20 protein-coding genes and 3 tRNA genes are annotated in these 21,274 nt (G+C 38.4%); 14 read left to right on the top strand and 9 right to left on the bottom strand.

Features of this window, described 5'->3' with window-relative positions:
- The first annotated feature begins 108 nt into the window (after nucleotides 1–108).
- The 3 genes from ACZ5QH_RS20395 (at nucleotide 109) to ACZ5QH_RS20385 (ending at nucleotide 4,451) form a co-directional block, all read left to right on the top strand.
- The gene (locus tag ACZ5QH_RS20395) at nucleotides 109–1,197 is read left to right on the top strand and encodes a hypothetical protein (RefSeq protein ID WP_034614362.1); all 1,089 of its coding nucleotides are present in this window, start codon (nucleotides 109–111) and stop codon (nucleotides 1,195–1,197) included.
- Between the two features lie 66 nt (nucleotides 1,198–1,263).
- Nucleotides 1,264–1,836 carry a rhombosortase gene (gene rrtA / locus ACZ5QH_RS20390; RefSeq protein ID WP_303576661.1) on the top strand — a complete coding sequence of 191 codons (573 nt, stop codon included), beginning with the start codon at nucleotides 1,264–1,266 and terminating at the stop codon, nucleotides 1,834–1,836.
- A gap of 416 nt (nucleotides 1,837–2,252) precedes the next feature.
- On the top strand, nucleotides 2,253–4,451 hold the full coding sequence (locus tag ACZ5QH_RS20385) for a TRAP transporter large permease subunit (protein WP_034614355.1): 2,199 nt from the start codon (nucleotides 2,253–2,255) through the stop codon (nucleotides 4,449–4,451).
- A gap of 59 nt (nucleotides 4,452–4,510) precedes the next feature.
- Here the strand turns inward: ACZ5QH_RS20385 and ACZ5QH_RS20380 are convergent, their stop codons facing one another.
- Nucleotides 4,511–5,290: an AraC family transcriptional regulator gene (locus tag ACZ5QH_RS20380; RefSeq protein ID WP_303576662.1), complete on the bottom strand. Its 780-nt coding sequence runs from the start codon at nucleotides 5,288–5,290 to the stop codon at nucleotides 4,511–4,513.
- 164 nt (nucleotides 5,291–5,454) lie between these two features.
- Here ACZ5QH_RS20380 and ACZ5QH_RS20375 point away from each other — a divergent pair, with 164 nt between their 5' ends.
- Entirely contained in the window at nucleotides 5,455–6,375 is a 921-nt protein-coding gene (locus tag ACZ5QH_RS20375; protein ID WP_034614348.1) for a DMT family transporter, read from the top strand.
- Between the two features lie 100 nt (nucleotides 6,376–6,475).
- On the opposite strand, the gene ACZ5QH_RS20370 is transcribed toward ACZ5QH_RS20375, so the two are convergent.
- From ACZ5QH_RS20370 to rnr, 5 genes are all read right to left on the bottom strand, one after another.
- Nucleotides 6,476–6,919 carry a hypothetical protein gene (locus ACZ5QH_RS20370; protein ID WP_303576663.1) on the bottom strand — a complete coding sequence of 148 codons (444 nt, stop codon included), beginning with the start codon at nucleotides 6,917–6,919 and terminating at the stop codon, nucleotides 6,476–6,478.
- A 15-nt stretch (nucleotides 6,920–6,934) separates the two neighbouring features.
- Nucleotides 6,935–7,144 (bottom strand): YheV family putative zinc ribbon protein, encoded by a 210-nt coding sequence (locus ACZ5QH_RS20365; protein WP_171066870.1) that lies wholly within the window; start codon nucleotides 7,142–7,144, stop codon nucleotides 6,935–6,937.
- 54 nt (nucleotides 7,145–7,198) lie between these two features.
- Nucleotides 7,199–9,226 (bottom strand): M3 family metallopeptidase, encoded by a 2,028-nt coding sequence (locus tag ACZ5QH_RS20360; RefSeq protein ID WP_464016763.1) that lies wholly within the window; start codon nucleotides 9,224–9,226, stop codon nucleotides 7,199–7,201.
- A 92-nt stretch (nucleotides 9,227–9,318) separates the two neighbouring features.
- Nucleotides 9,319–9,954, bottom strand: a complete 636-nt coding sequence (locus tag ACZ5QH_RS20355; RefSeq protein ID WP_303576665.1) for a hypothetical protein — start codon at nucleotides 9,952–9,954, stop codon at nucleotides 9,319–9,321.
- A 157-nt stretch (nucleotides 9,955–10,111) separates the two neighbouring features.
- Nucleotides 10,112–12,562 (bottom strand): ribonuclease R, encoded by a 2,451-nt coding sequence (gene rnr / locus ACZ5QH_RS20350; protein WP_178283395.1) that lies wholly within the window; start codon nucleotides 12,560–12,562, stop codon nucleotides 10,112–10,114.
- Between the two features lie 264 nt (nucleotides 12,563–12,826).
- Here rnr and ACZ5QH_RS20345 point away from each other — a divergent pair.
- From ACZ5QH_RS20345 to ACZ5QH_RS20335, 3 genes are all read left to right on the top strand, one after another.
- Nucleotides 12,827–12,916: transfer RNA gene (locus ACZ5QH_RS20345), tRNA-Ser, on the top strand.
- Between the two features lie 15 nt (nucleotides 12,917–12,931).
- Nucleotides 12,932–13,008 (top strand) — tRNA-Arg (locus ACZ5QH_RS20340).
- Nucleotides 13,009–13,055: 47 nt separating this feature from the next.
- Nucleotides 13,056–13,132: transfer RNA gene (locus ACZ5QH_RS20335), tRNA-Arg, on the top strand.
- 61 nt (nucleotides 13,133–13,193) lie between these two features.
- Here ACZ5QH_RS20335 and ACZ5QH_RS20330 read toward each other — a convergent pair.
- Together ACZ5QH_RS20330 and ACZ5QH_RS20325 are read right to left on the bottom strand one after the other, a co-directional pair.
- Nucleotides 13,194–14,144: a hypothetical protein gene (locus ACZ5QH_RS20330; protein ID WP_303578122.1), complete on the bottom strand. Its 951-nt coding sequence runs from the start codon at nucleotides 14,142–14,144 to the stop codon at nucleotides 13,194–13,196.
- Between the two features lie 93 nt (nucleotides 14,145–14,237).
- On the bottom strand, nucleotides 14,238–14,813 hold the full coding sequence (locus ACZ5QH_RS20325) for a hypothetical protein (RefSeq protein ID WP_303578123.1): 576 nt from the start codon (nucleotides 14,811–14,813) through the stop codon (nucleotides 14,238–14,240).
- A 182-nt stretch (nucleotides 14,814–14,995) separates the two neighbouring features.
- Here ACZ5QH_RS20325 and ACZ5QH_RS20320 point away from each other — a divergent pair, with 182 nt between their 5' ends.
- The 6 genes from ACZ5QH_RS20320 (at nucleotide 14,996) to ACZ5QH_RS20295 (ending at nucleotide 19,348) form a co-directional block, all read left to right on the top strand.
- Nucleotides 14,996–15,193, top strand: coding sequence for a hypothetical protein (locus ACZ5QH_RS20320; RefSeq protein WP_004816901.1), 198 nt, complete (start codon nucleotides 14,996–14,998; stop codon nucleotides 15,191–15,193).
- 201 nt (nucleotides 15,194–15,394) lie between these two features.
- Entirely contained in the window at nucleotides 15,395–16,054 is a 660-nt protein-coding gene (locus ACZ5QH_RS20315; RefSeq protein ID WP_209827946.1) for an amino acid ABC transporter permease, read from the top strand.
- The gene (locus tag ACZ5QH_RS20310; RefSeq protein WP_303578124.1) at nucleotides 16,044–16,709 is read left to right on the top strand and encodes an amino acid ABC transporter permease; all 666 of its coding nucleotides are present in this window, start codon (nucleotides 16,044–16,046) and stop codon (nucleotides 16,707–16,709) included. The genes ACZ5QH_RS20315 and ACZ5QH_RS20310 overlap by 11 nt, the downstream gene beginning before the upstream one ends.
- Before the next feature lie 2 nt (nucleotides 16,710–16,711).
- The gene (locus ACZ5QH_RS20305; protein WP_004725765.1) at nucleotides 16,712–17,443 is read left to right on the top strand and encodes an amino acid ABC transporter ATP-binding protein; all 732 of its coding nucleotides are present in this window, start codon (nucleotides 16,712–16,714) and stop codon (nucleotides 17,441–17,443) included.
- Nucleotides 17,444–17,577: 134 nt separating this feature from the next.
- Nucleotides 17,578–18,411 (top strand): transporter substrate-binding domain-containing protein, encoded by an 834-nt coding sequence (locus tag ACZ5QH_RS20300; RefSeq protein ID WP_419761950.1) that lies wholly within the window; start codon nucleotides 17,578–17,580, stop codon nucleotides 18,409–18,411.
- Between the two features lie 73 nt (nucleotides 18,412–18,484).
- The gene (locus tag ACZ5QH_RS20295; RefSeq protein ID WP_034618236.1) at nucleotides 18,485–19,348 is read left to right on the top strand and encodes a cysteine ABC transporter substrate-binding protein; all 864 of its coding nucleotides are present in this window, start codon (nucleotides 18,485–18,487) and stop codon (nucleotides 19,346–19,348) included.
- Nucleotides 19,349–19,417: 69 nt separating this feature from the next.
- Here ACZ5QH_RS20295 and ACZ5QH_RS20290 read toward each other — a convergent pair whose 3' ends face one another.
- Nucleotides 19,418–19,855 carry a winged helix-turn-helix transcriptional regulator gene (locus ACZ5QH_RS20290; protein WP_303578126.1) on the bottom strand — a complete coding sequence of 146 codons (438 nt, stop codon included), beginning with the start codon at nucleotides 19,853–19,855 and terminating at the stop codon, nucleotides 19,418–19,420.
- A 105-nt stretch (nucleotides 19,856–19,960) separates the two neighbouring features.
- Between ACZ5QH_RS20290 and ACZ5QH_RS20285 the strand changes: the two genes are divergently transcribed.
- Nucleotides 19,961–21,220 (top strand): MFS transporter, encoded by a 1,260-nt coding sequence (locus ACZ5QH_RS20285; protein ID WP_303578127.1) that lies wholly within the window; start codon nucleotides 19,961–19,963, stop codon nucleotides 21,218–21,220.
- Nucleotides 21,221–21,274: the final 54 nt, after the last annotated feature.

The raw sequence follows: 21,274 nt of genomic DNA, 5'->3' as shown, positions 1-21,274 counted from the left end.
GCAAATTCTTCAGATGAAATTAGAGCTATTACTCTGTTATTCAGAGATTGCATCTGATATTGTTATTTTAAAAGGGATATAAACACAATTATATAGAGGACAGGAAGTATGTCTAAGGTCCACAAGCTTGGTCAATTGATGCTGACCGCTGTTGTTGCCTCATCTGTGTTATCAGGTTGTTCATATGTTGTAAAATCAGGTGCCAATGTTGCGCTTGGCTTTAGTGAAAAACATATCGTCCCACCCATTTTGGCGGGCAATGATACTGATATGGCGTGCAACTCAGGCAATGCATTAACGCCAGCGATTATGGCAACAAAAGATATGGGGGCCGACCCCACCCGTATGGCGGTATTGTTATATTCAGCTGCGGGGATGTGTGCAGAAAATCGTGCTTTGGATGCAGAACTCAGATATTTACGTGCTTCAAAAGACGGTAAAGTGACTGAAGCGCAAGATGCTCGTATAGAACAAAAACGTTGGGCAGCCCTTGCCGCAGAACGTCAATACACGGGTTATCAATTATTTGCAGAACGTTGGCAGGCAAAATATAAATATACTTTAGGTGATTCTTGTCCAACCATGCGTAAGGACTTAGATCAAACCATCTATTTAATTGGTATGCTCAGTGGTTTGCAAGCGATGACCAATGACATTAACTCTGGTGGTGCAGTGAATGTACCGAAAGATATTGCTGCGATTGTTGAACGTGGTATGGCATGTCTAGACAATAACAAATTCTGGGGTGCGCCAATGGCGACACGTGCAGTGATTTGGATATTGTTACCAGGTGCAGGAGATGGTAAGCCTGATCCAACCCAGACCTTACAACAATCAATGCAAATCGCAGAACAGAAAGGTGTTCGTCTAGCATTTGCAATGAATGCTGTTGCAGCACAAGCCAGTGGTGATGATGCTAAATTAAGAGCGGCGTTAAAAGCCTATGCCGCATCGCGTGCAGATGATAAGCCAGTAAACCCAGAATTTAGATTGTTAGATGGTATGGCGGGGCAAATGGTTCAAGGTATTGCCGATCGTTATTGGACTGAACATACTGGTGTTCGTGCAGCAGATGATGGAATGACCACATTCTGGGATGAACAAGCATCTACGGGTGATGATGAATTGTTTAATGATTTACCTGCACCGACTGAAGAGCCAAGTGCTTCAGCTGACGAACCTGCAGCAAATCCATAGTATTCAATTGCATGAATTGGTTAGAATTGAGGAAGAGCGACAGCTCTTCTTTTTTTATGGTGTAGCATGGAACAACACAAGTTAGATAAAAATATATTGTTTATTGCAACCAGTATCATTTTTTTTGCAATTCTTCAGCTTTTTCAAACTCATTTCATTTATCAGCATGATGTTTTTTTAAGCCAGCCTTGGCGTTGGTGGACAGGGCATTGGGTTCATGTGGGATGGATTCATTATGTTTTAAATGTTGTGGCTTTGGCCTGTTTACCCTTTTTATTTCCAAACATTAAAAAGCAAGTTTTTATTGCTTTATTGCTTATTTTACCGCCTTTACTCAGTCTCTGTTTTTATCTGATTTATCCTCATATTTTTGCTTATGCAGGTTTGTCTGGGATTCTTCATGGTCTGTTTGTATTTTGTGCAATCGTCAGTTTAAAAGAAAAGCCAGAACGAAATTTTGCCTTTATTGTATTGTTATGCATCCTCGGCAAAATCACATGGGAACATTTTTTTGGTGCACTACAAACTGAACAATTAATAGGTCATCCTGTTTTAATACAGGCGCATTTGCTTGGGGTGATTTTTGGAAGTATTTGTGCCATTTTGAGCTTAATTTTTCGACTTAATGTCATCAAATAGAAAGCGAATCAACACTATTATTTGTATGAAATATTATTTTATAAAATTTCATTATTTTGATGAGGTTAAGCACATAGCATTGTAAAAATATTTAAAAAATAAATTTGAATAAATGCTTTGTAATGAATGGATGCTGATTCTCATTTGTGGTTAATTATGTGAATGTTACATCTATTTTAGTTGTAAAAAATATAAGTACTTAGTTGTTTTTTCACATTTAATGTTAAGACTATAGATGAGTTGACAAAAAGCTCGCCAAAAAAATTAATCTTTGTCATGTTTTTCTTAGGAAAATTAGGGCAAATTTGAGTGGTGATGATAGGAATGGGTATTGGTAAAGGATTTTACCTCTCACCTAATAATAAAAGATAAGCTGTGCAAGCGATTGTACACTGGTTATAAAAACTGGAATAACAATGCAAGAACCTGTAAATAATAGATCGGGATTAGGTCTACTCAGTTATCTCTGGAATGAGTGGTTCTCAACCTTTTCCATCCTTATTCTGCTTCTCCTGACCTTGATCATTGGGACAGGGGATATGATTCATGGGCAAATGCTTCGTTTAGGTGAACGCCTATATGGAGACGAAAAAATAGGAATGCAATATTCTTTTTTACGTGCTGAGCCCAACAAACCTTCATGTGACCGCAATGTAGATATCGATAAGCTTGTCAAAGAAAAAATGCAACAGGAAGCCAGTGATCCTGATGCGGCATTTTTTGGTTTAACACCAGAAGCAGATGTTCGCGCTTCATTCGTTTCAGCTCAAACGGATTGTGAACAGAAATATGCGTTCTATGATAAGTCGATCAAACATATGGAAGATCATCCATCCCTTCGTACATATCGTTCGATGGAAACGGGGTTCTTCTGGATATTAAAATGGGGCTCTGAACATCGCGTACTCATCCTGATTTTGATGGTGGTGATCGCGGCAATTACAGCATCATTGAAGATGCATCATATTGGGCTACGTCCAGCGCGTACCAAGCTTGATTTTAAAGTCTATAACATTGCGATGGTGCTGGGGAATGCCTTACTGAGCTTCTCGGTCATTAGCCAATATCGCTCAGTACTCAATTCTGGTGTTGAATCGACCCTTGAAACGATTGGAGTCTATTGGCTATGGATGATTCTGTTTGTGGTCTTAACAGTTATCAGCCTGTTTAAATTATTCCGTACGCCAGAAAATGCTGAAGAAGGCGGTAAATTTGGCCTTGCGCTGCTGAGCATACCTTTATATGCCTTTATGGCAATTGTGACAGGTATTGCGTTTACTTTCTTTATGGACTACCCAATGGGGCAAGGTATTTACCTTGGCTTGTTGACTGAATTTTCAAATATCTTCCTTAACTTAGCACTGTTTATTTGGGCGGGTATGTTATTGACCCAAACACGTGTGATGGATCTTTTCTTGGCGATTCTTCGTCCTTGGAACTTAGCGCCTGAAACGTTGACGTGGATCATTTTGATTGGTGCTGCAATTCCAACCGCATATACAGGTGCTTCGGGAATCTTCGTTGTTGCTGCTGGTGCAATTATCTATAAAGAAGTGTGGAATTCAGGTGCTCGTCGTCAATATGCACTTGCGGTTTCAGCAATGTCAGGTTCGCTGGGTGTTGTACTACGTCCGTGTCTCTTGGTGATCTTAATTTCAATGCTGGATAGCCGTCATGTAACTTCAGACGAGTTATTTAATCATGGTATTTATGTATTCTGGTTAACCGCATTTATTTTCTTAGGGGTGTCGTTATTCCTTGCTGAGAATAAGTTCCGTATTAACTCACCGAAAACTGCTGTCCCTGGTATGTTGCGTGCTTTCGTTCCAGTGCTTCCATATATCTTGATTGTTGCTGTCGTGATTGGCTTCTATCAGTTTGGTCTGGACACGAAAATGGATGAATTTACTGCACCTGTAATTCTTCCAATCATGTTATTGGCATTTATTTTATTTGATAAGTTATTTGGTAATAAATTACCGATACCAGAAAACCCAAATAAAGCGCTTGCTCTAGAACATGAAAAAAATTCTGAATACTTACGTGAGCATGGTGATACTGCTGAAACAAAACGTGGCTTCCGTAGCGCAATTCGTTTTGCAACATCGGAAAGTGTTGGTCATATTGGTGCGTTAATTATCCTAATGGCATTGTCTGCAAGTGTTGGTGGTCTGATTGAACGTAGTGAAATCGTGACCATGGTTCCAACGCATCTGGGTAGTATCTTGGTAACACTCGGCTTTATGGCATTGTTACTTGCATTAATTGGTATGACAACAGATCCATTTGGTGCGGTGATTCTCGTTGCTGCAACGATTGCGCCAGTTGCATTTGAAAATGGTATCCATCCAATTCACTTCTGGATGATTGTACTGGTTGCATTTGAGTTTGGTTATGTTACGCCACCAGTTGCGCTCAACCATTTGCTGACGAGGCTCTCGGTTGGTGATGCAGAGGTTGCCGCCGCCGATGCAGAGGCAAAAGCCAAATATACAAGCTTCTACTATCGTTATGAGCGTTGGATCTTACCAATCGTGGTGCTGTTCTCAGCATTGGTGATTGTGACCTATGCGCCGTACATGTTTAACTTGTTTGACTGGTATGCCAGTAAATAATTGAATGTCTAAAAAGCGCCTTCGGGCGCTTTTTTTCTGTCTGTGGATTTTGAATAGATTTAGTGATCTTTAAATTGAAACTGCTGAATGTACTCACTCGGCGTCAAACTGGTTTCACGTTTAAACATGGCACTAAAGGCACTGGCACTGTCATAGCCCAAATCCAGTGCAACATTGAAAATAGATTTATTCATAGCCAAATCAGTCATGGCTTGCATCAACCTTGCCTGCCGTACCCAATGACTAAAATGCATATTGGTTTCTTTCTGAAAATGTCGAGTGAGGGTTTTCGGACTAACATGTAAAAATTGAGCTGCGTGTTCGAGTGTCCATGTATGGCTAAGATCAAGTTTGATTTCAGCACAAAGCTTTCGCAATTTAATATTTTGTGGCTCAGGTAAATTAAATGGTAGAACAGGGAGAAGCTCCAACTCATCTAAAATCAGTTCAAGCAATCGTGCTTCACGACTTTGAGGATGGATCGTGGTTTGAATCTGCATCGCGGAGCGAATAAGCTCTTTTAGCAGGGGTGAGATCGTGACAACACGACATTCATTGACTAATTTTAAACGTGCGTCTGGCTGAATAAATACACCATAAGCTTGCACATCACCACTGATCAGTAAGGCATGAGCCTTATAGGCTGGAATCCATACACCGCGTCCCGGTGGCGTGACCCATGTTCCTTCTGTCGTTTGAATACGGATAACCCCAGAAAGCGTATGAATCAGTTGGATACGCTCATGGCTATGCCAATCTTCAATATGCCCATGGGAATAATTTTCAGTAAAGGCATAAATTGGATAATCTAAAAATCCATGATCATAATTATTCCCCACGATTTACTCCTCAATCAATACGGCACTGCCAATCATATATTCGTGGAATTGGCTTAGTCCTCAAGCATAATGTCCTTTTTGCGATAGTTATTGTCATTTTGTCGTACAAATACAAAATGATTATTTTTTAACATGGTTGAATCTTTCTGTATAGGCAGAGCAGCATGTTTCAAAAAGCTTATTTCTATCCATTGTTTGCCATTTTATTTTGGGCTGGAAATGTGATTGTGTCTAAAATGGCAAGTCATGCAATTTCACCTGTGGCGATTACATTTTATCGTTTGGTTTTTGCGCTCGCTGTGATGAGTACTTTTGTATTGATTCCCACGTGGAAAAATCGCCATATTATTCGCCAGTATTGGAAACATTTGGCTTTAGGTGGATTTCTTTCTGTATCCTTATTCCAATTTTTGTCTTATCAAGCAGCGACAACCACAACAGCGACCAATATGGCGATTGTGACGGCATTGATTCCATTATTGACGATTATTTTAAGTACATGGATTTTAAAGGATCAGATTAGCTATGGCTTAGTGATCGGAGGCTTCTTATCATTCTATGGTATCTTGTATTTATTGAGTCATGGGCATATTGCTCAAGTTTTTAGCCAAGGTATGCATCTTGGCGATGGCTTGATGTTACTTGCCGCAATCGGCTACGCCTTATATGGTGTGCTGTTAAAACGTTGGAAAATGCCGATCCCTGCATGGCAATCGAATTTTGTGATGTCGAGCTTTGCCATCTTATATGTTTTGCCGTTTTTTATCTTTTTACCTGCATCGCAAATGCAACTGAATCAACAGACCATTCCTTTGATTTTGTACGCCAGTATTTTCTCATCAATTTTATTGTCTTATTTATGGATTGAAGGTGTAAGACATTTGGGGCCCAATAAAAATAGTATTTTTATGAATTTATTGCCCGTGTTTACAGCTTTAATTGCCGTGGTGCTCTTGGGTGAACATTTACAAGTTTTTCATTTGGTTGGTGGTGGTTTAACACTCTGTGGAATTTTATTGGCGCAAATTATTCAAAAGCCAATCCAATGGAAAAAATCAACACAGCAGTCATTGGACTCACTTTAAAATATTGAAATGACTATTGTTCAAATTAAAAAAAGCCTTAACTTATAAATAGGTTAAGGCTTTTTGATAGCAGATCGTTATTTTTACACATGATCAAAAATTATTGATTTTGTGCGGCCATTTGCTGTTGAAGTAGCTTGATTTGCTCTTCCTTAAGTTTAATCAATTGATCCGCATCAGCATGTTGTGATTTGAGGTTTTGTTGCTGATCATCAAGTTGTTTTTGGATATCTTCTAGTTTAGCCACTTCTTCTTTCGCTAGACTGGCATTTTCAGGAATTTTATCTTTTAAAATGGATGCTTTGACCAACTCTACATTGGCAGTCTCTGAGGCTGCACTTTGTTCAACAGGCGTTGCCACAGGGGGTGCCGTTGCTTCCAATTTCTTCGCAGCAGGTGTAGTCTGATTCAATGGCTCATTGATTTGGGTGCTTTCAGAGGTGTTGTTTAACCAGAAAAAAATAGCAATTAAAACGATAACTGCCCCCAAGCCACCTGCAATAATCCACATTAATTTTGAATTGTTTCTTTGTTCTATATGCATTTTATTCGGTCCGATCTATTTTGAAGAGCGAGGCTTGAATTGAATGACCCCAATTTCATCAGGTATAGCAGGTTCTTCAGGCGCATCTACATGGGTAGGGCGATTTTCAGAATATCCACACTCGATGCATTCAATCCATTCAGCATCGCCTTGGGTGAGCATAACAATACGATCCATCGCTTCACATTTTGGACATTTTGCACCAGCAATGAAACGACGTCTAATATTCATACACCCACCACACTTTAAACAATTTTGGCCGTTAGTTTAAGCGTTTTTTTAGCTATTCGTCCAACCTTGATGACGTAATAATGCATCTATTTTAGGTTCACGACCACGGAAATTGATAAATGCATCAAGTGCTGTATCTTTTCCGCCAACTGCAAGGATCGCCTTACGGAACTCTTGTCCAGTTTGGGTATTAAACACACCTTCATGTTCAAAGCGGTCAAAAGCATCACTTGCTAAAACTTCTGCCCATTTATAAGAATAATAACCCGCAGCATAACCACCCGCAAAAATATGACTAAAGCCATTCTGGAAGCGGTTATAAGGTGCTGTTGTTAAAACGGCATACTTCTGGCGAATATCATCTAAAGTTGCTTGGATTTGTTCAGCATTTAGGGCAGGTGTAAGTTTATGAATGGTTAAATCGAACAGTGCAAACTCAATTTGTCGTAAAGTTTGCATACCTGACTGGAAGAAACGAGCATCGAGTAAGGCTTTTAAAAGATGCTCAGGAAGTGTGTCTTTAGATTCAATATGTTCACTGATTAAAGCCAAGCTTTCCGTATCCCATGTCCAAAACTCCATAAACTGGCTAGGTAACTCCACGGCATCCCATGCAACGCCGTGCGTTCCAGCAACTGCAATATTGTCTACTTCGGTCAACATATGGTGTAAGCCATGACCAAACTCATGAAATAAGGTATTCACTTCATCATGCGTTAATAGGGCAGGTTGATCACCGACAGGTGGGGTAAAGTTCCCAACCATATAGCAGATTGGTTTTTGTAACCCCGTTTCGGTTTGCATACGCGAGCGGAAACCACTCATCCATGCACCACCACGTTTACCGTTACGTGCATAGAGGTCAAAGTAAAAACCACCAATCACAGTGCCTTGGTCTTCTAGTTCATAATAATGGGCATCTGTATGCCAAAGTGGTGCTTGGCGTTCAATGACTTGAATCCCATATAAGCGATTGACCACATTAAATAAGCCTTGAATCACTTTAGGCGCAGGGAAGTATGGTTTTAAATCTTCCTGAGAAAGGTTGAACTGTTGAACTTTTAGTTTTTCAGAATAATAACTGCTGTCCCAAGGTTTTAGCTCATCTATGCCATCTTGTTTGGCAATGGCTTTGAGTTCTTCAATTTCTTTTAATGCAGGTATACGTGCATGTTCTGCTAAATCAACCAGAAATTGATCAACAGTGGCCACATCGGGTGCCATTTTTGAGGCAAGCGAATATTCTGCAAAATTGTCAAAACCTAAAAGCTTGGCCATTTCCTGACGTAAGCTGAGGATTTCAACCATTACGGGTGCATTGTCAAATTGGGTATCGCTGGCTTGATCTGAGGCGCGTGTAACATAAGCGTGATAGATTTCTTCACGGAGCGCGCGATCTTTTGCATAGGTCATGATGGCCAAATAAGATGGAATATCTAAGGTCGCAACAGGCTGATCTAGTTCGCGTTGTTGACCGTATTGTTTGAGTAGTTCAATACTGCCTTGTGGTAGACCTTTAAGCTGATCCGTAGTTAGAGTTTTGCTATAGGCTTGAGTTGAATCCAAAACATGATTAGAAAAATCAGAAGACAATTGGGATAATCGTGCTGAAATTTCTGCATAGCGTTTTTTAGCTTCACCTTCAAGGGCAACACCTGAAAGTTTAAAATCACGTAAAGCCAGTTTAATTGCACTTTGTTGCGCCGTTGGCAAGTCGCTAAAAATCGCATGATCATAAACATTTTGATAAGTTTGGAACAAAGCAACGTGTTGACCGATCTGAGTGTAGTATTCACTTAAACTTGGCAACAAGGCTTGATAGACTTCACGCGTTTCAGTGTTATTCATCACTGCGTTGAGGTGTGACAAAATTCCCCAAGATTCACTCATGTTATTTTCAAGTGAATCTACATTTTCGATCACTGCAAGTTGTTGTTGAATGCTTTCAGGGACTTGGACCAAGTCATTTAAAAAGTTTTGACCGTCTTGGATGGCTTTTTCAATATTTTGTTTGAGTTGATCTAAACTAATTTGATCAAATTGCGGTACTGGCAACGTTGCCTGTTCTAGTGTCATGAGCTTTATGCCAAATCATTTCTTAAGTTATAGATAGATGTAGGGCTTCTGGCAGGGGAAATCAAGGTGTGACAATAAAATTAACACAGATGTTAATGGACTTGTTTGGTTTTGATGTTGTATTCAAAAGGGATAGAATATGCGCCCGCATCAAAACTGATGCCCAAAATATCTTTTTTAAGATAAAAGCCATTTGCATTTTTTAGCGCAATAAAATTTCGATCTTCAGCATAGTATCGGTATAGGTATTGCAGATCTGCGCTATCACAGTCATTAGACGTTTTAGAAAGCGTTGCTGTTTTATTTTCAATACATGGGTCAAGTTGCTGAGCAATTTCATTTGAGATTTGTGCTGCAGACAATTGATATTTTTGTAGTATTTGGGACAATGTTGCGAACTGTTTATTTTTTAAATCGATCACATAATACTTTTCACGATAATAGCTTTGTCCGCCTTCAATTTCTAAATGGGTATAAACACTTAAATAGTTTTGATCCTGATAGATCTTTCCTGAACTAAAGTCGATACGTGTAGCATCATCTGCCAAAAGTTCGTGTTTGATCTGTTGGTTGATTTTTTCAAAACCTTTGCCTTGGATAAAGGGAATATTTCCTGAAAAATTCGTATATTGGGGGGGAATAGTTTGGGTTTTAAAGGTGATGGTTTCAGCAGAAGCTACACAGCTGAGTAGCAGTATTGAGAGTGATAGTATATTTTTAATTTTCATGCTGTTATTTCTAGAGTTATTTGAGTCGTTATGCATGCATTATAAAACAAGGAAGACTCTATGAGGGTACAAGAAAAGTATTTTTAGACGTATTCAAATTTAAAATTTTAATGATAAAAAAGAGAGCCGAAGCTCTCTGATTTTGTGGTAAGTAAAATTACTCAGTCTTTGCTTTTGCGTTCGACTTTTTCTTTTTTGCTTTAGCCTTTTTCTTCACTTTATCTTTAGCCTTTGTTTCAGGCTGAGTTGCAGCACTTTTTCCAGGTTTTTTATTGTAAGAGCTGGGTTTTCCTTTGGGCTTTTTCTTTCGAATGGGACGTTCCCCATCTTCGCTGGCATTCCCACTGTCAGATTCAGATTTAACTTTGACAGGACGTTCAGAAAAAACTTCTTCTTTGGCAACGGGTTTTGCAACACGTGGTGCACGACTACGGATTACACGGCCCGCATGCGACAGTTGTTGTAACAATTCAAAATCAATCTTACGTTCTTCTAGGTTAACCCCAGCAACTTTAATTTTGACTTCGTCACCCAAGCCAAAGGCTTGACCACGATTTTGACCAACTAAATTTTGACTAACTTGGTCATAAACAAAGTAGTCATCGCCCAATTGACTCACGTGAATCATACCATCCACATATAAATCTTTTAGGGTTACGAATAAACCAAATTCAGCGGTTGCACTGATCACACCAACAAATTCTTCGCCTAAATGTTGCTGCATATAGTGACATTTCAGCCATGAAGTAACCGAACGCGAAGCTTCATCTGCACGACGTTCAGTTGCAGAGAAATGTTCACCCGCATCTTCTAATGCTGCACCTGAAAGAGGATACTTTTTGTTGGTTAAACTGGCTTTAATCGCCCGATGTAATAGCAGGTCAGGGTAGCGACGAATTGGTGAAGTGAAATGGGTATATGCTTCATAAGCCAAGCCATAGTGTCCCACATTTTTTGGACCATAGTAGGCTTGCATCATTGAACGTAATAGCACCGCATGAATACTCGGTGCATCAATACGATCTTTGGTTGCTTCAATCACCGTTTGATAATCGGCTTGTGTCGGTTGGTCAGGGAATTTAAAGCCCAATAATTTTACAAAGTCTTTTACTTTTTGAATGCGTGAAAACTCTGGTGCTTCATGCACACGATACAACATTGGAACTTCATTTTTTAAGCAATATTCTGCTGCTGCAACGTTAGCAAGCAACATACATTCTTCAATAAGCTTATGCGCAACATTACGTGAACGCGGTAAAATTTCTTTAATTCCACCCAATTCATCAAAAGTCATGTAGGTTTCAACGGTTTCAAATTCCATTGCATGACGTTGTGCACGTAAACCTTTTAAAGTTTCATACAATTGGTAGAGCGTATTGACTGACTTACGGACATCACGATCTTCAGGAATTGCATTGCTGTCGCCATCCAAATATTGTGCAACTTGGGTATAGGTTAAACGTGCTTTTGAATGCATCACTGACGGATAAAATTCAAATTTAGTCACTTTACCAGCACGACTTAAATTTAAATCACACACCATACATAAACGGTCAACATGTGGATTTAAAGAACATAAGCCATTTGAAAGTGCTTCAGGCAACATTGGTAATACATAGTGTGGGAAATACACCGATGTACCACGTTCTTGCGCTTCATCATCTAAAGGTTTACCAACACGGACATAATGACTGACATCTGCAATCGCGACAACGACACGATAGCCACCACCAGGACGTTTTTCCGCATAGACTGCATCATCGAAGTCACGTGCATCTTCACCATCAATGGTGACTAAAGGCAGATCTCGTAAATCTATACGACCTTGACGATCTTTTGCAGAGGGTTCTTTAAACGCTTCGGCTTCTTTGATGACTTCTTCTGGGAATTCATAAGGTAAACCATATTCTAAAATGGTTTGCGGGATAATGATTTCAGTATCTGCTTTATCCGCCATTGACTGAATCACATGACCTGTCGCAAATTCATCTCGAGTTGGATAGTCATCAATTTCAACACGTAATGCATCGCCGACTTTGGCCTTGGCATGTTCAATCAGTTCTTTTTCTAAAGTTATGGGTTGATGTGCATTTGGAGGTGCTGGTTGAATAAAGTATTCACCTTCAAATTCTGCAACTTTACCGATCAATTGTTTAACTCGACGTTGAGTCACTTCGGTAATATAGCCCCAAGCTTTACCTTTACGGTCTACAGAAGTTTGTTGGACTTTAACGCGGTCACCATGGAAGACTTGACGTAATTCGCGCTCAGGCAGAAGGAATTCATCTTTCTTCCCATCTAAGCTTGCAACGCCTAAACCTTTAGCGTTGACATAAACAGTAGCGTCTAGGGTAGGTTGATCTGCCATCAGCTGATATTTAAAACCATCTTTCATCAACTGACCATCACGGACCATTGCACTTAAACGATGGCTGAGCGCATCTATACTTTTTTGATCGACAATTTCAAGCAGTTCAACAAGATCTGCATGTGACAATGCTTCTTGTTTTCGTTCAATGATTTCTAGGATAAGGGTACGACTTGGAATGGGATTGTCGTAACGCTCAGCTTCAGCTTTGGCTTCAGGATCGACCCAATTTTTCATGATGTATTTGGTTTCTAGTCAGAAGATAGGATTAGCATAAGACATACAGTGGAATACTGCACGTAATTGATTGCAATATTGTGTTTTTAATTTAGTTTTTAGAGAATTTTTCTTGGTATTTGTAGATTGTGATTATTTTACAGCATAAAAAAACAACAAAATGATGAAAATCGCTTAAAAAGTATTTAATTGAGTAAATTTCTCTATTTTTTTTAATGTCATCACTTGCCGAATCGGGTTTTAGTTTGTATTATGGCGGCTCGTTACGGTGAGATGGGTGAGTGGCTGAAACCACATCCCTGCTAAGGATGCATACGGGTAACTGTATCGAGGGTTCGAATCCCTCTCTCACCGCCAACGATTACTTATGACGCGCTCATAGCTCAGCTGGATAGAGCACTTGGCTACGAACTAAGGGGTCGGGAGTTCGAATCTCTCTGAGCGCACCAATAAGTTAATCATGATGTAACGAATGCCTTTTGGCAACACAAGTATTGCGCTCATAGCTCAGCTGGATAGAGCACTTGGCTACGAACTAAGGGGTCGGGAGTTCGAATCTCTCTGAGCGCACCAACTTGAAGAATTAACCGCATACGTTGCGGTTTTTTTGTGTCTGAAATTTAGGTCGATGATTTTAGGCCAGTGATTTTAGCTCGTTGAATATCTTGATTCTCTTGGCTATTTTTCGAAAAATAAAATAGCTAAATGCAATAAGCCCAATAATAATGCCAGTGATCTCCAAATAGGAAAAAGTTTTAATTTTAAAAAGAAAAAAGATGCTGATTAAACTTAGACTAAGCCACAATAAGCAGAAAAATAGCATTTCATTAAAGAAGAATACTTGAAAGAGCCATTTGCGTAATGCCTTATTTTTAATTCGCGTCAGAAATAAAAACCGATGTTTAAAACCGAATGAACTGTTTGGTGAGATTTCAGCTTTGGACAGCAACATTCGATAAAAATGGACCTCATCAAAAGACGCATTGAGTTTATTTTTAACAGGCTGTGGTGTCTTTTTATGATTATTTAACCATCTATCCACCTCAAAACAGGGCAGTAAAGACTCTCCAAAACCATCGATATCTAAATATCGATTTTGGGGTGTGTTAAGTTCAAAAGATTTTGGCAGCCAATATTTGGATGGTGATGGACTTTTGGGATCTCGATGTTTTTCTTCGATGAAATTGATCATATCCACCATTTCATTGTTAGCTTCTATGCTAAATGGATCAATCATCATTGCCATAATATCGGTAATATTAAGCTCGACTGAAAATGTTGGAGTACGTTGCAAATATTGTAAAAATGATTGCGCTAAAATTGCTACTTTTTCATCATTATAGAGTGCTGACCATATATTGAGTCTGGATTTAAACGTTTCACAGCTTTTTAAGATCGTTGTCCGAAAGACGTAATAGCTTAAGCCATCTTGATCTTGAAGAGAGGTAATGTCTTCAACTTTAAATAAGGCCAACCAAAATAATGGAATCGAGTATTTAACTTCTTGATAGGTTTCATTTTCATCCATTTCACCCGTGGTTCTATCGAGATCGGATGAAATTAAAAGTGTTGAGTAATGGCCCATTGTTTCCTTTTATCATCTGAATTTTTATAGGAATATTTATGAAATAATATAATTGGTAATCTATAAAATTAAATTGTGAATAAACCGTTAGTTCTAATGAACTTGATTCAACCACTCATCGACTTCAGGACAGGGAAGTAGTGTCTCACCAAATCCATCAAGTTGTTTTCTATCCTGAGGTATTTCAAGAGATAATAGTGATAGAGGTGTAATCCAATCATTTGACAATGAGTGGTTTTGAGGATTAATTTGAATATTATCAATAAAATTGATTAAGTCAGTCATTTCGTTTTTCGCATCTATGCTATTAATATCTAAGTGCATTCCTAGAAGGTCATTGATATTTAACTCAATTGAAAATGTAGGTATATGTTCTAAATATTGTAAAAATAGTTTTGCTAAAATTTCTGCCTTTTCATCATTATAGAGTTTTGACCATAAATTGAGTCTAGATTTAAACGTTCCACAGCTTTTTAAGATCGTTGCACGGAAGACGTAATAGGTTTCGTTGTATTGATCTTTTAGTGCTGAGATATCTTCTAGCTTAAATAAAGCCAACCAAAATAAAGGAATTAAGTATTTAACTTCTATATATATTTCATCATTGGATTTTTTTTCTTCTGTTTGGTCTAGGTTTGAAGAAATTCGTAAATTCGAGTAATGTCCCATTTTGTTTTTACTTTTTTATTGAAGTATTAATTGAGTAGTATAATAAGACAATTGTGTTTAGATCCAGAACATTTTATAAATTTATACACGTCTATTCTTGTCGCAGAGTAAGGATTGCAACATCTATTCTAGAGCTAAAAACTTTAAAATAATAAAATAACCGAAGCTTTAGAAAGAAGAACATGAAGAAATATACAGATGGATATTATATTTACCAGCATGTTGATTTTATTTGTCATTTCAACCTGCAACAGTGTGATGGCTGTAATCGCACGCTGACAGGTTTTGTCTATGAACTGCAAATCCAAAGTTTAGAAAATGAATCTGTCATCTTCTGTGCTGAATGTATGGAATTGTTAGACGTGGTGAATGCCGAATAATTGCTTCGGGTCGATGACTGTTTAATTTTAACATTGCTTATTTTTTCACCGCAAAAAGTAAGCATTATCCAGCATTATTTTTATAGAAAAGCTTATCTGATAATCATATTTATTTAGAAAAAATTCTCGCTGTAAGATAGTTCCAAATCATTTTTTCTGCTTTAGAGCGTAACAATAAAATAATTATTTTGGACGATTTCTTTGAATTGGCAATATATCTACAGTGTGATGCCACAGTTTGCTTCGGCAATGGTGACCACACTCAAAATCTCAATCATCAGTATTATTCTCGCAATAGTGGTTGGTTTAATTTGCAGTATTCTCATTACCTATCGGGTACGGGTTTTTGACAAAATTGCCAAAATTTACATTGAATTATCACGCAATACACCCTTATTGATTCAGCTATTTTTCCTCTATTACGGTTTACCAAAACTGGGGATTAAAATTGATGGATTTAGCTGTGGGGTCATTGGTCTAACTTTTCTAGGTGGAAGCTATATGGCTGAAGCCTTTCGCGCAGGTTTACAAGCTGTGGCCAAAGGGCAAATTGATTCGGGTGAAAGTATTGGACTGAATCCACTGCAAGTTTTTCAATATGTGATCTTCCCTCAAGCTCTAGCAATTTCAATTCCTGCAATTGGTGCAAATTGTTTATTTCTGATTAAAGAAAGTTCTGTGGTGAGTGCCATCGCAGTGGTGGAACTATTGTTTGTCACCAAAGACTTAATTGGTATGGATTATAAAACCACAGAAGCATTATTTCTCTTGATCATGTCTTATCTGATTATTTTATTGCCTGTGTCTATTCTCACAAGTTATCTGGAATACCGCAGTCGGAAGGTGAGCCATGGAATTTGATTATTTGTTTCAACCCAGCCACCTTGCACGATTACTGGAAGGGCTATGGGTTACTGCAAAAATTGCCTTTATATCAGTATTTTTTTCAACAATTTTTGGCACGATTTTCGGTGTCATTATGACGTCAAAAAATTTACTGATTAAAAGTTTGTGTCGACTGTATTTAGAAGCGATTCGGATTATTCCAATTCTGGTTTTATTGTTTGTTTTCTATTTTGGCTTTGCAACATGGTTTAACTGGCAGCTTTCAGCAGTACTGGTATGTATTGTGGTTTTTGTATTGTGGGGGACGGCTGAAATGGGCGATTTAGTTCGTGCTGCCATCACATCGATAGATCAACATCAACGCGATTCTGCACATGCACTTGGCCTGAGTCCTATGCAAACTTTGGGCTATGTGATTTTCCCGCAGAGTTTAAAAAGAGTCACACCGGGCGCAATCAATTTATTCACGCGTATGATTAAAACCAGCTCCTTGGCAGTGCTGATTGGCGTGGTCGAAGTGATTAAAGTTGGACAGCAAATTATTGAAAATTCGCTGTTAATTGTTCCGAATGCATCTCTTTGGATTTATGGTTTGATCTTTATTTTATATTTCATCATTTGCTATCCCTTATCCCGTTTAGCGACGCATTTAGAAAAAGTTTGGGAGTAATCATGACTTTGTTATCTATACAACATTTACAGAAATCATTTGCAGAAAGTCATATTTTACAAGGCATAGATTTGGACGTAAAACAGGGTGAAGTCGTGGTGATCCTTGGTCCATCGGGATGTGGAAAAAGCACATTGTTGCGTTGTATCAATGGCTTGGAAAAAATTCAGGGTGGCACAATCAATTTAGCTGGCTCAGGTGTATTGGGCAAAGATTTAGCATGGGTGGATGTACGTCAAAAAATTGGCATGGTGTTTCAAAACTATGAACTTTTTGGGCATATGAATGTGATTGATAACATTTTATTAGGCCCTTTAAAAGTTCAAAAACGAACAAGAGCTGAAGCTGAGAAAGTCGCAGACGAATTATTGAAACGTGTCGGTTTATACGATCGTAAGCGAGATTATCCGCGACAGTTATCTGGTGGGCAAAAGCAACGTATCGCAATTGTGCGTTCATTGGTGATGCAGCCTCAAGTGATTCTGCTAGATGAAATCACCGCTGCTTTAGACCCTGAAATGGTCCGTGAAGTATTAGATGTGGTTTTAAAACTTGCACATGAAGGAATGACCATGTTGATCGTGACTCATGAAATGTCTTTTGCCAGAAAAGTCGCAGACCGAATTATTTTTATGGATAAAGGCAAAATTATTGAGCAAGCCACACCTGAACAATTTTTTGAGCATCCACAGACTGAACGGGCAAAAGCCTTTTTAAATATGTTGAATTACTAACAGTAATTTAGACATCAATATTCACCCTAATAGCAACACAGAATGATCTATAAAAATGAGGATGTATGGCTTTATCTTATTTAACTCAACCATCGAATTTTTTTAATATTTCCAACCTTGTTCGAACATTGAGTATGGCCTTATGTATGGGAATGTTGAGCGCATGTAGTCAGCCAACTGAACCAAATGCATCAGCGGAGAAAAATACTCAGAATGATCAATCTTTAGATCAGATTAAAAAGCAGGGCGTGTTCCGTGTGGCTGTTTTTGCAGATAATCCACCATTTGGTTATGTGGACAGTGCCGGTAAACCACAAGGTTTTGATATCGCTTTAGCAAAAAGAGTGACCAAAGATTTGCTTGGAGATGAAAATAAAGTTGAATTTGTGGTGACTGAGGCTGCTAATCGGGTGGAGTTTTTAAAATCGGGTAAAGCAGATGCGGTATTTGCCAGCTTTTCAGTCACTCCTGAACGTAAACAAGTGGTTGATTTTGCTCAACCGTATTTAAAGGCAGCTTTAGGCATCGTATCGCCTAAAGCCAAGACGATTACAGATATTCAGCAGCTCGAAGGCAAAACCTTGATCGTCAATAAAGGCTCGACATCAGATATTTATTTCACTAAGAATTACCCAAAAATTAATTTATTAAAGTTTGAACAAAATACCGATGCCTTTAATGCCTTGAAAGATGGTCGTGGTGATGCAATTTCTCAAGACAGTACTTATGCCTTGGCATGGGCAGCTGAGAATCCAACATTTACGGCGGGAATTCAACAAATTGGTAATCAAGACTTTATTGCACCTGCAGTGAAAAAGGACAATAGTCAACTTTTAAATTGGCTCAATACTGAAATTTCAAGCTTACAAAAAACAGGTGAAATTCAGAAGATTTATGATCAGACCTTAAAGCCTGTTTACGGTGGAACTGTGGATGCTCAAGTCTTTTTGGATGTGACACCGAAATAAAAATTGCATTAAAGCGTTTAACTACGAAAAGAAATCATCGTTTAAATATGAAAATAGATCAGAGGAAAATTAAATGAATATATCAATAAAACAGCTGACTCATCTACTTGCGGCTTCAGTGCTTAGCTTAGGGTTGGCGGCGTGTAATAAAAACGCGCCAACAACTGAAAAAGCTGCTGAACCTGAAAAAACCAGCTCAAGTATCGAGCAAATTAAGAAAAATGGTGTGGTTCGTATCGGGGTGTTTAGTGATAAGCCGCCTTTTGGTTACTTGGACGCACAAGGTAAAAACCAAGGTTTTGATGTGGAAATTGCCAAGCATGTTGCCAAAGACCTATTGGGAGATGAAAACAAAGTTCAATTTGTTTTAACGGAAGCTGCCAATCGTGTGGAGTACCTTAAAGCCAATAAGGTGGATATTATTTTTGCCAATTTCACCGTGACACCTGAACGCAAGGAAGTTGTCGATTTTGCCAAGCCTTATTTAAAGGTTTCTTTGGGCGTTGTATCACCTAAAGCTAAGCCAATTACTGATATTGCACAGCTTAAAGATCAGATTTTATTGGTCAATAAAGGCACGACAGCAGACTCATTCTTTAGCAAATCACATCCTGAAATTAAATTACAAAAGTACGAGCAGAATACAGAGACCTTTGATGCGCTGAAAGATGGACGTGGTGTGGCTTTGGCACATGACAATTTATTGGTACTGGCTTGGGCAAAAGAGAACCCAAATTATACCGTGGGTATTACCAGCTTAGGTCAGCATGATTTAATTGCACCTGCAGTCAAAAAAGGCGATAAAGAATTATTGGATTGGTTGAATCAAGACTTAGAAAAATTATCTAAAGCGGGGGTTATCCAGCAAGCCTATGAAAAGACGTTAAAACCTGTCTACGGTGATAGCATTAATCCAAAAGATTTATTGGTTGAGTAAAACCCTTAAAACTTAAGTTTGCTCTTTTAAAAATATCATCGACTTTAACTGGGAAAACATGATTTGCATTTAATTGATCTTTTTCACAAAGGTCTCTTGTGCAAGTAGCTGTTTTCCTTTTTTTGTCATAGGTTGCATAAGTGCCAATTCATCACCTGTATTTTTCTCGAGTAAAATAGAATGTGGTTGATCCTCAGCGAATAAAAATTGCTCACCCCATTGACGTAATGCCACGATGATCGGGAACAGTGCATAACCTTGTTCAGTGAGCACATATTCCAAATAGGCTGAGCCATTAGAAGCAGGTTGGTTCTTTAGAATTTGAGCATCAATAAGTTTAGCCAAACGATCAGATAAAATATTTTTGGCGACATTTAAATTTTTTTGAAAATCACTAAATCGTTTTACCCCATCAAAAGCTTCGCGAATGATCAATAAAGCCCAACGATCTCCAATCAATTGCACTGACCGTGCAACTGGGCAAGCTTCATATCTGTCTTGATTCATCAGTCGTTCCTTTCATCTTAAAAAATAGACTATAAATCTAGTTGCAATTTAAAACAAGATTGTGTAATTTAATCTGGTTGCAAATTAAAACCAGATTGGTGCAAAATGAACAAAACAGATCATCATCAGCGCAATAAAACAAGAGAGCAAAAGCAATCCCATCTTTCTCCAGCCTTGGTGATGCTGTTGGCGTGTGCTGCTGGATTGAGTGTTGCAAATGTTTATTATGCACAGCCATTGCTGGATTTGATTGCCCAAGATTTTAAATTAGATTATTCGTGGGCGGGGTTAGTTGTTTCATTGACTCAAGTGGGATCAATCATTGCATTAATTTTTATTGTGCCTTTAGGCGATTTATTACCACGAAAATCTTTGATGTTGTTTCAGTCCATCATTTTATGCCTCGCTTTAATCTTGTTGGTTTTTTCAGATCATATTTTCACGTTGTTATTGAGTATGCTGATTGTGGGCATGTTGGGCACAGCGATGACCCAAGGCTTAATTGTTTATGCATCAGTTTTGGCAGCTGCTGATGAACGTGGCAAAATCGTCGGTACAGTCCAAGCTGGTGTGTTGATTGGCATACTTTTATCTCGGGTACTGTCTGGTAGTTTAGCTGATTGGTTTGGATGGCAAGGGGTATATATATTCTCTGTACTATGTATGAGTATGATCAGTGTGTTTTTATGGAAATACTTGGCTGTTATCCGTATCGAAAAAGATCCTATTCAGCAATCTACTTATTCCCAGATGATCTTTTCATTGTTTGAACAATTGTTTAAAAATAGAGTGTTACAGATTAGAGGCGTACTTGCTTTCATCATTTTCGTCAATTTAAATCTGTTTTGGAATGCTCTGGTGTTTCCTTTATCTGTTCAGCCTTTTGAATATTCACATAGCTTGATTGGTTTTTTAGGCATTATTGGTGCTATCGGTGCAGTTATGGCAATCCGTGTTGGTGGGTTGGCTGATCGAGGCTATGCGCAGCGTGTTACACAATATGCGTTTCTATTACTGATTGGAGCTTGGGTCATTTTAACCAGCTTATATTTTTCAATATGGATTTTTATTTTAGCGATTATTTTATTGGATGTGGCTATTCAATCAGTTCATGTGATTAATCAAAGTCTGATCTTCCAAGCCGATATTCGATTACATGGGCGATTGGTCGGTGCTTATATGTTGTTTTATGCATTGGGCAGTGCTGTGGGATCATTACTGGCAACAACACTCTATGGTCATTGGGGATGGTATGCCGTGTGTGCTGCTGGGATCCTATTGAGTGTGGTTGGCTATTTATTTTGGTTGTTTACTGAAAAATATTTAATCCAGTTTCAAATGAAACAGTATGCAAGCAGTGAATAAATGCATAAATCCTAGGTTTTTTGTTGATTTAAAGATAAATAGCCCAAATACTAA

This window comes from Acinetobacter sp. Ac8 (genome assembly GCF_055392545.1).
The sequence above is the reverse complement of the archived record's forward strand: the minus strand, read 5'-3'. Positions and strand labels throughout refer to the sequence as shown.

Excerpts from the sequence above, each read along its gene's own strand:
- ACZ5QH_RS20395 (WP_034614362.1), top strand. The coding sequence starts at position 109 with ATGTCTAAGGTCCACAAGCTTGGTCAATTGATGCTGACCGCTGTTGTT.
- rrtA (WP_303576661.1), top strand. The coding sequence starts at position 1,264 with ATGGAACAACACAAGTTAGATAAAAATATATTGTTTATTGCAACCAGT.
- ACZ5QH_RS20385 (WP_034614355.1), top strand. The coding sequence starts at position 2,253 with ATGCAAGAACCTGTAAATAATAGATCGGGATTAGGTCTACTCAGTTAT.
- ACZ5QH_RS20375 (WP_034614348.1), top strand. The coding sequence starts at position 5,455 with ATGTTTCAAAAAGCTTATTTCTATCCATTGTTTGCCATTTTATTTTGG.
- ACZ5QH_RS20370 (WP_303576663.1), bottom strand. The coding sequence starts at position 6,919 with ATGCATATAGAACAAAGAAACAATTCAAAATTAATGTGGATTATTGCA.
- ACZ5QH_RS20360 (WP_464016763.1), bottom strand. The coding sequence starts at position 9,226 with ATGACACTAGAACAGGCAACGTTGCCAGTACCGCAATTTGATCAAATT.
- ACZ5QH_RS20355 (WP_303576665.1), bottom strand. The coding sequence starts at position 9,954 with ATGAAAATTAAAAATATACTATCACTCTCAATACTGCTACTCAGCTGT.
- ACZ5QH_RS20330 (WP_303578122.1), bottom strand. The coding sequence starts at position 14,144 with ATGGGCCATTACTCAACACTTTTAATTTCATCCGATCTCGATAGAACC.
- ACZ5QH_RS20325 (WP_303578123.1), bottom strand. The coding sequence starts at position 14,813 with ATGGGACATTACTCGAATTTACGAATTTCTTCAAACCTAGACCAAACA.
- ACZ5QH_RS20320 (WP_004816901.1), top strand. The coding sequence starts at position 14,996 with ATGAAGAAATATACAGATGGATATTATATTTACCAGCATGTTGATTTT.
- ACZ5QH_RS20310 (WP_303578124.1), top strand. The coding sequence starts at position 16,044 with ATGGAATTTGATTATTTGTTTCAACCCAGCCACCTTGCACGATTACTG.
- ACZ5QH_RS20305 (WP_004725765.1), top strand. The coding sequence starts at position 16,712 with ATGACTTTGTTATCTATACAACATTTACAGAAATCATTTGCAGAAAGT.
- ACZ5QH_RS20300 (WP_419761950.1), top strand. The coding sequence starts at position 17,578 with ATGGCCTTATGTATGGGAATGTTGAGCGCATGTAGTCAGCCAACTGAA.
- ACZ5QH_RS20295 (WP_034618236.1), top strand. The coding sequence starts at position 18,485 with ATGAATATATCAATAAAACAGCTGACTCATCTACTTGCGGCTTCAGTG.
- ACZ5QH_RS20290 (WP_303578126.1), bottom strand. The coding sequence starts at position 19,855 with ATGAATCAAGACAGATATGAAGCTTGCCCAGTTGCACGGTCAGTGCAA.
- ACZ5QH_RS20285 (WP_303578127.1), top strand. The coding sequence starts at position 19,961 with ATGAACAAAACAGATCATCATCAGCGCAATAAAACAAGAGAGCAAAAG.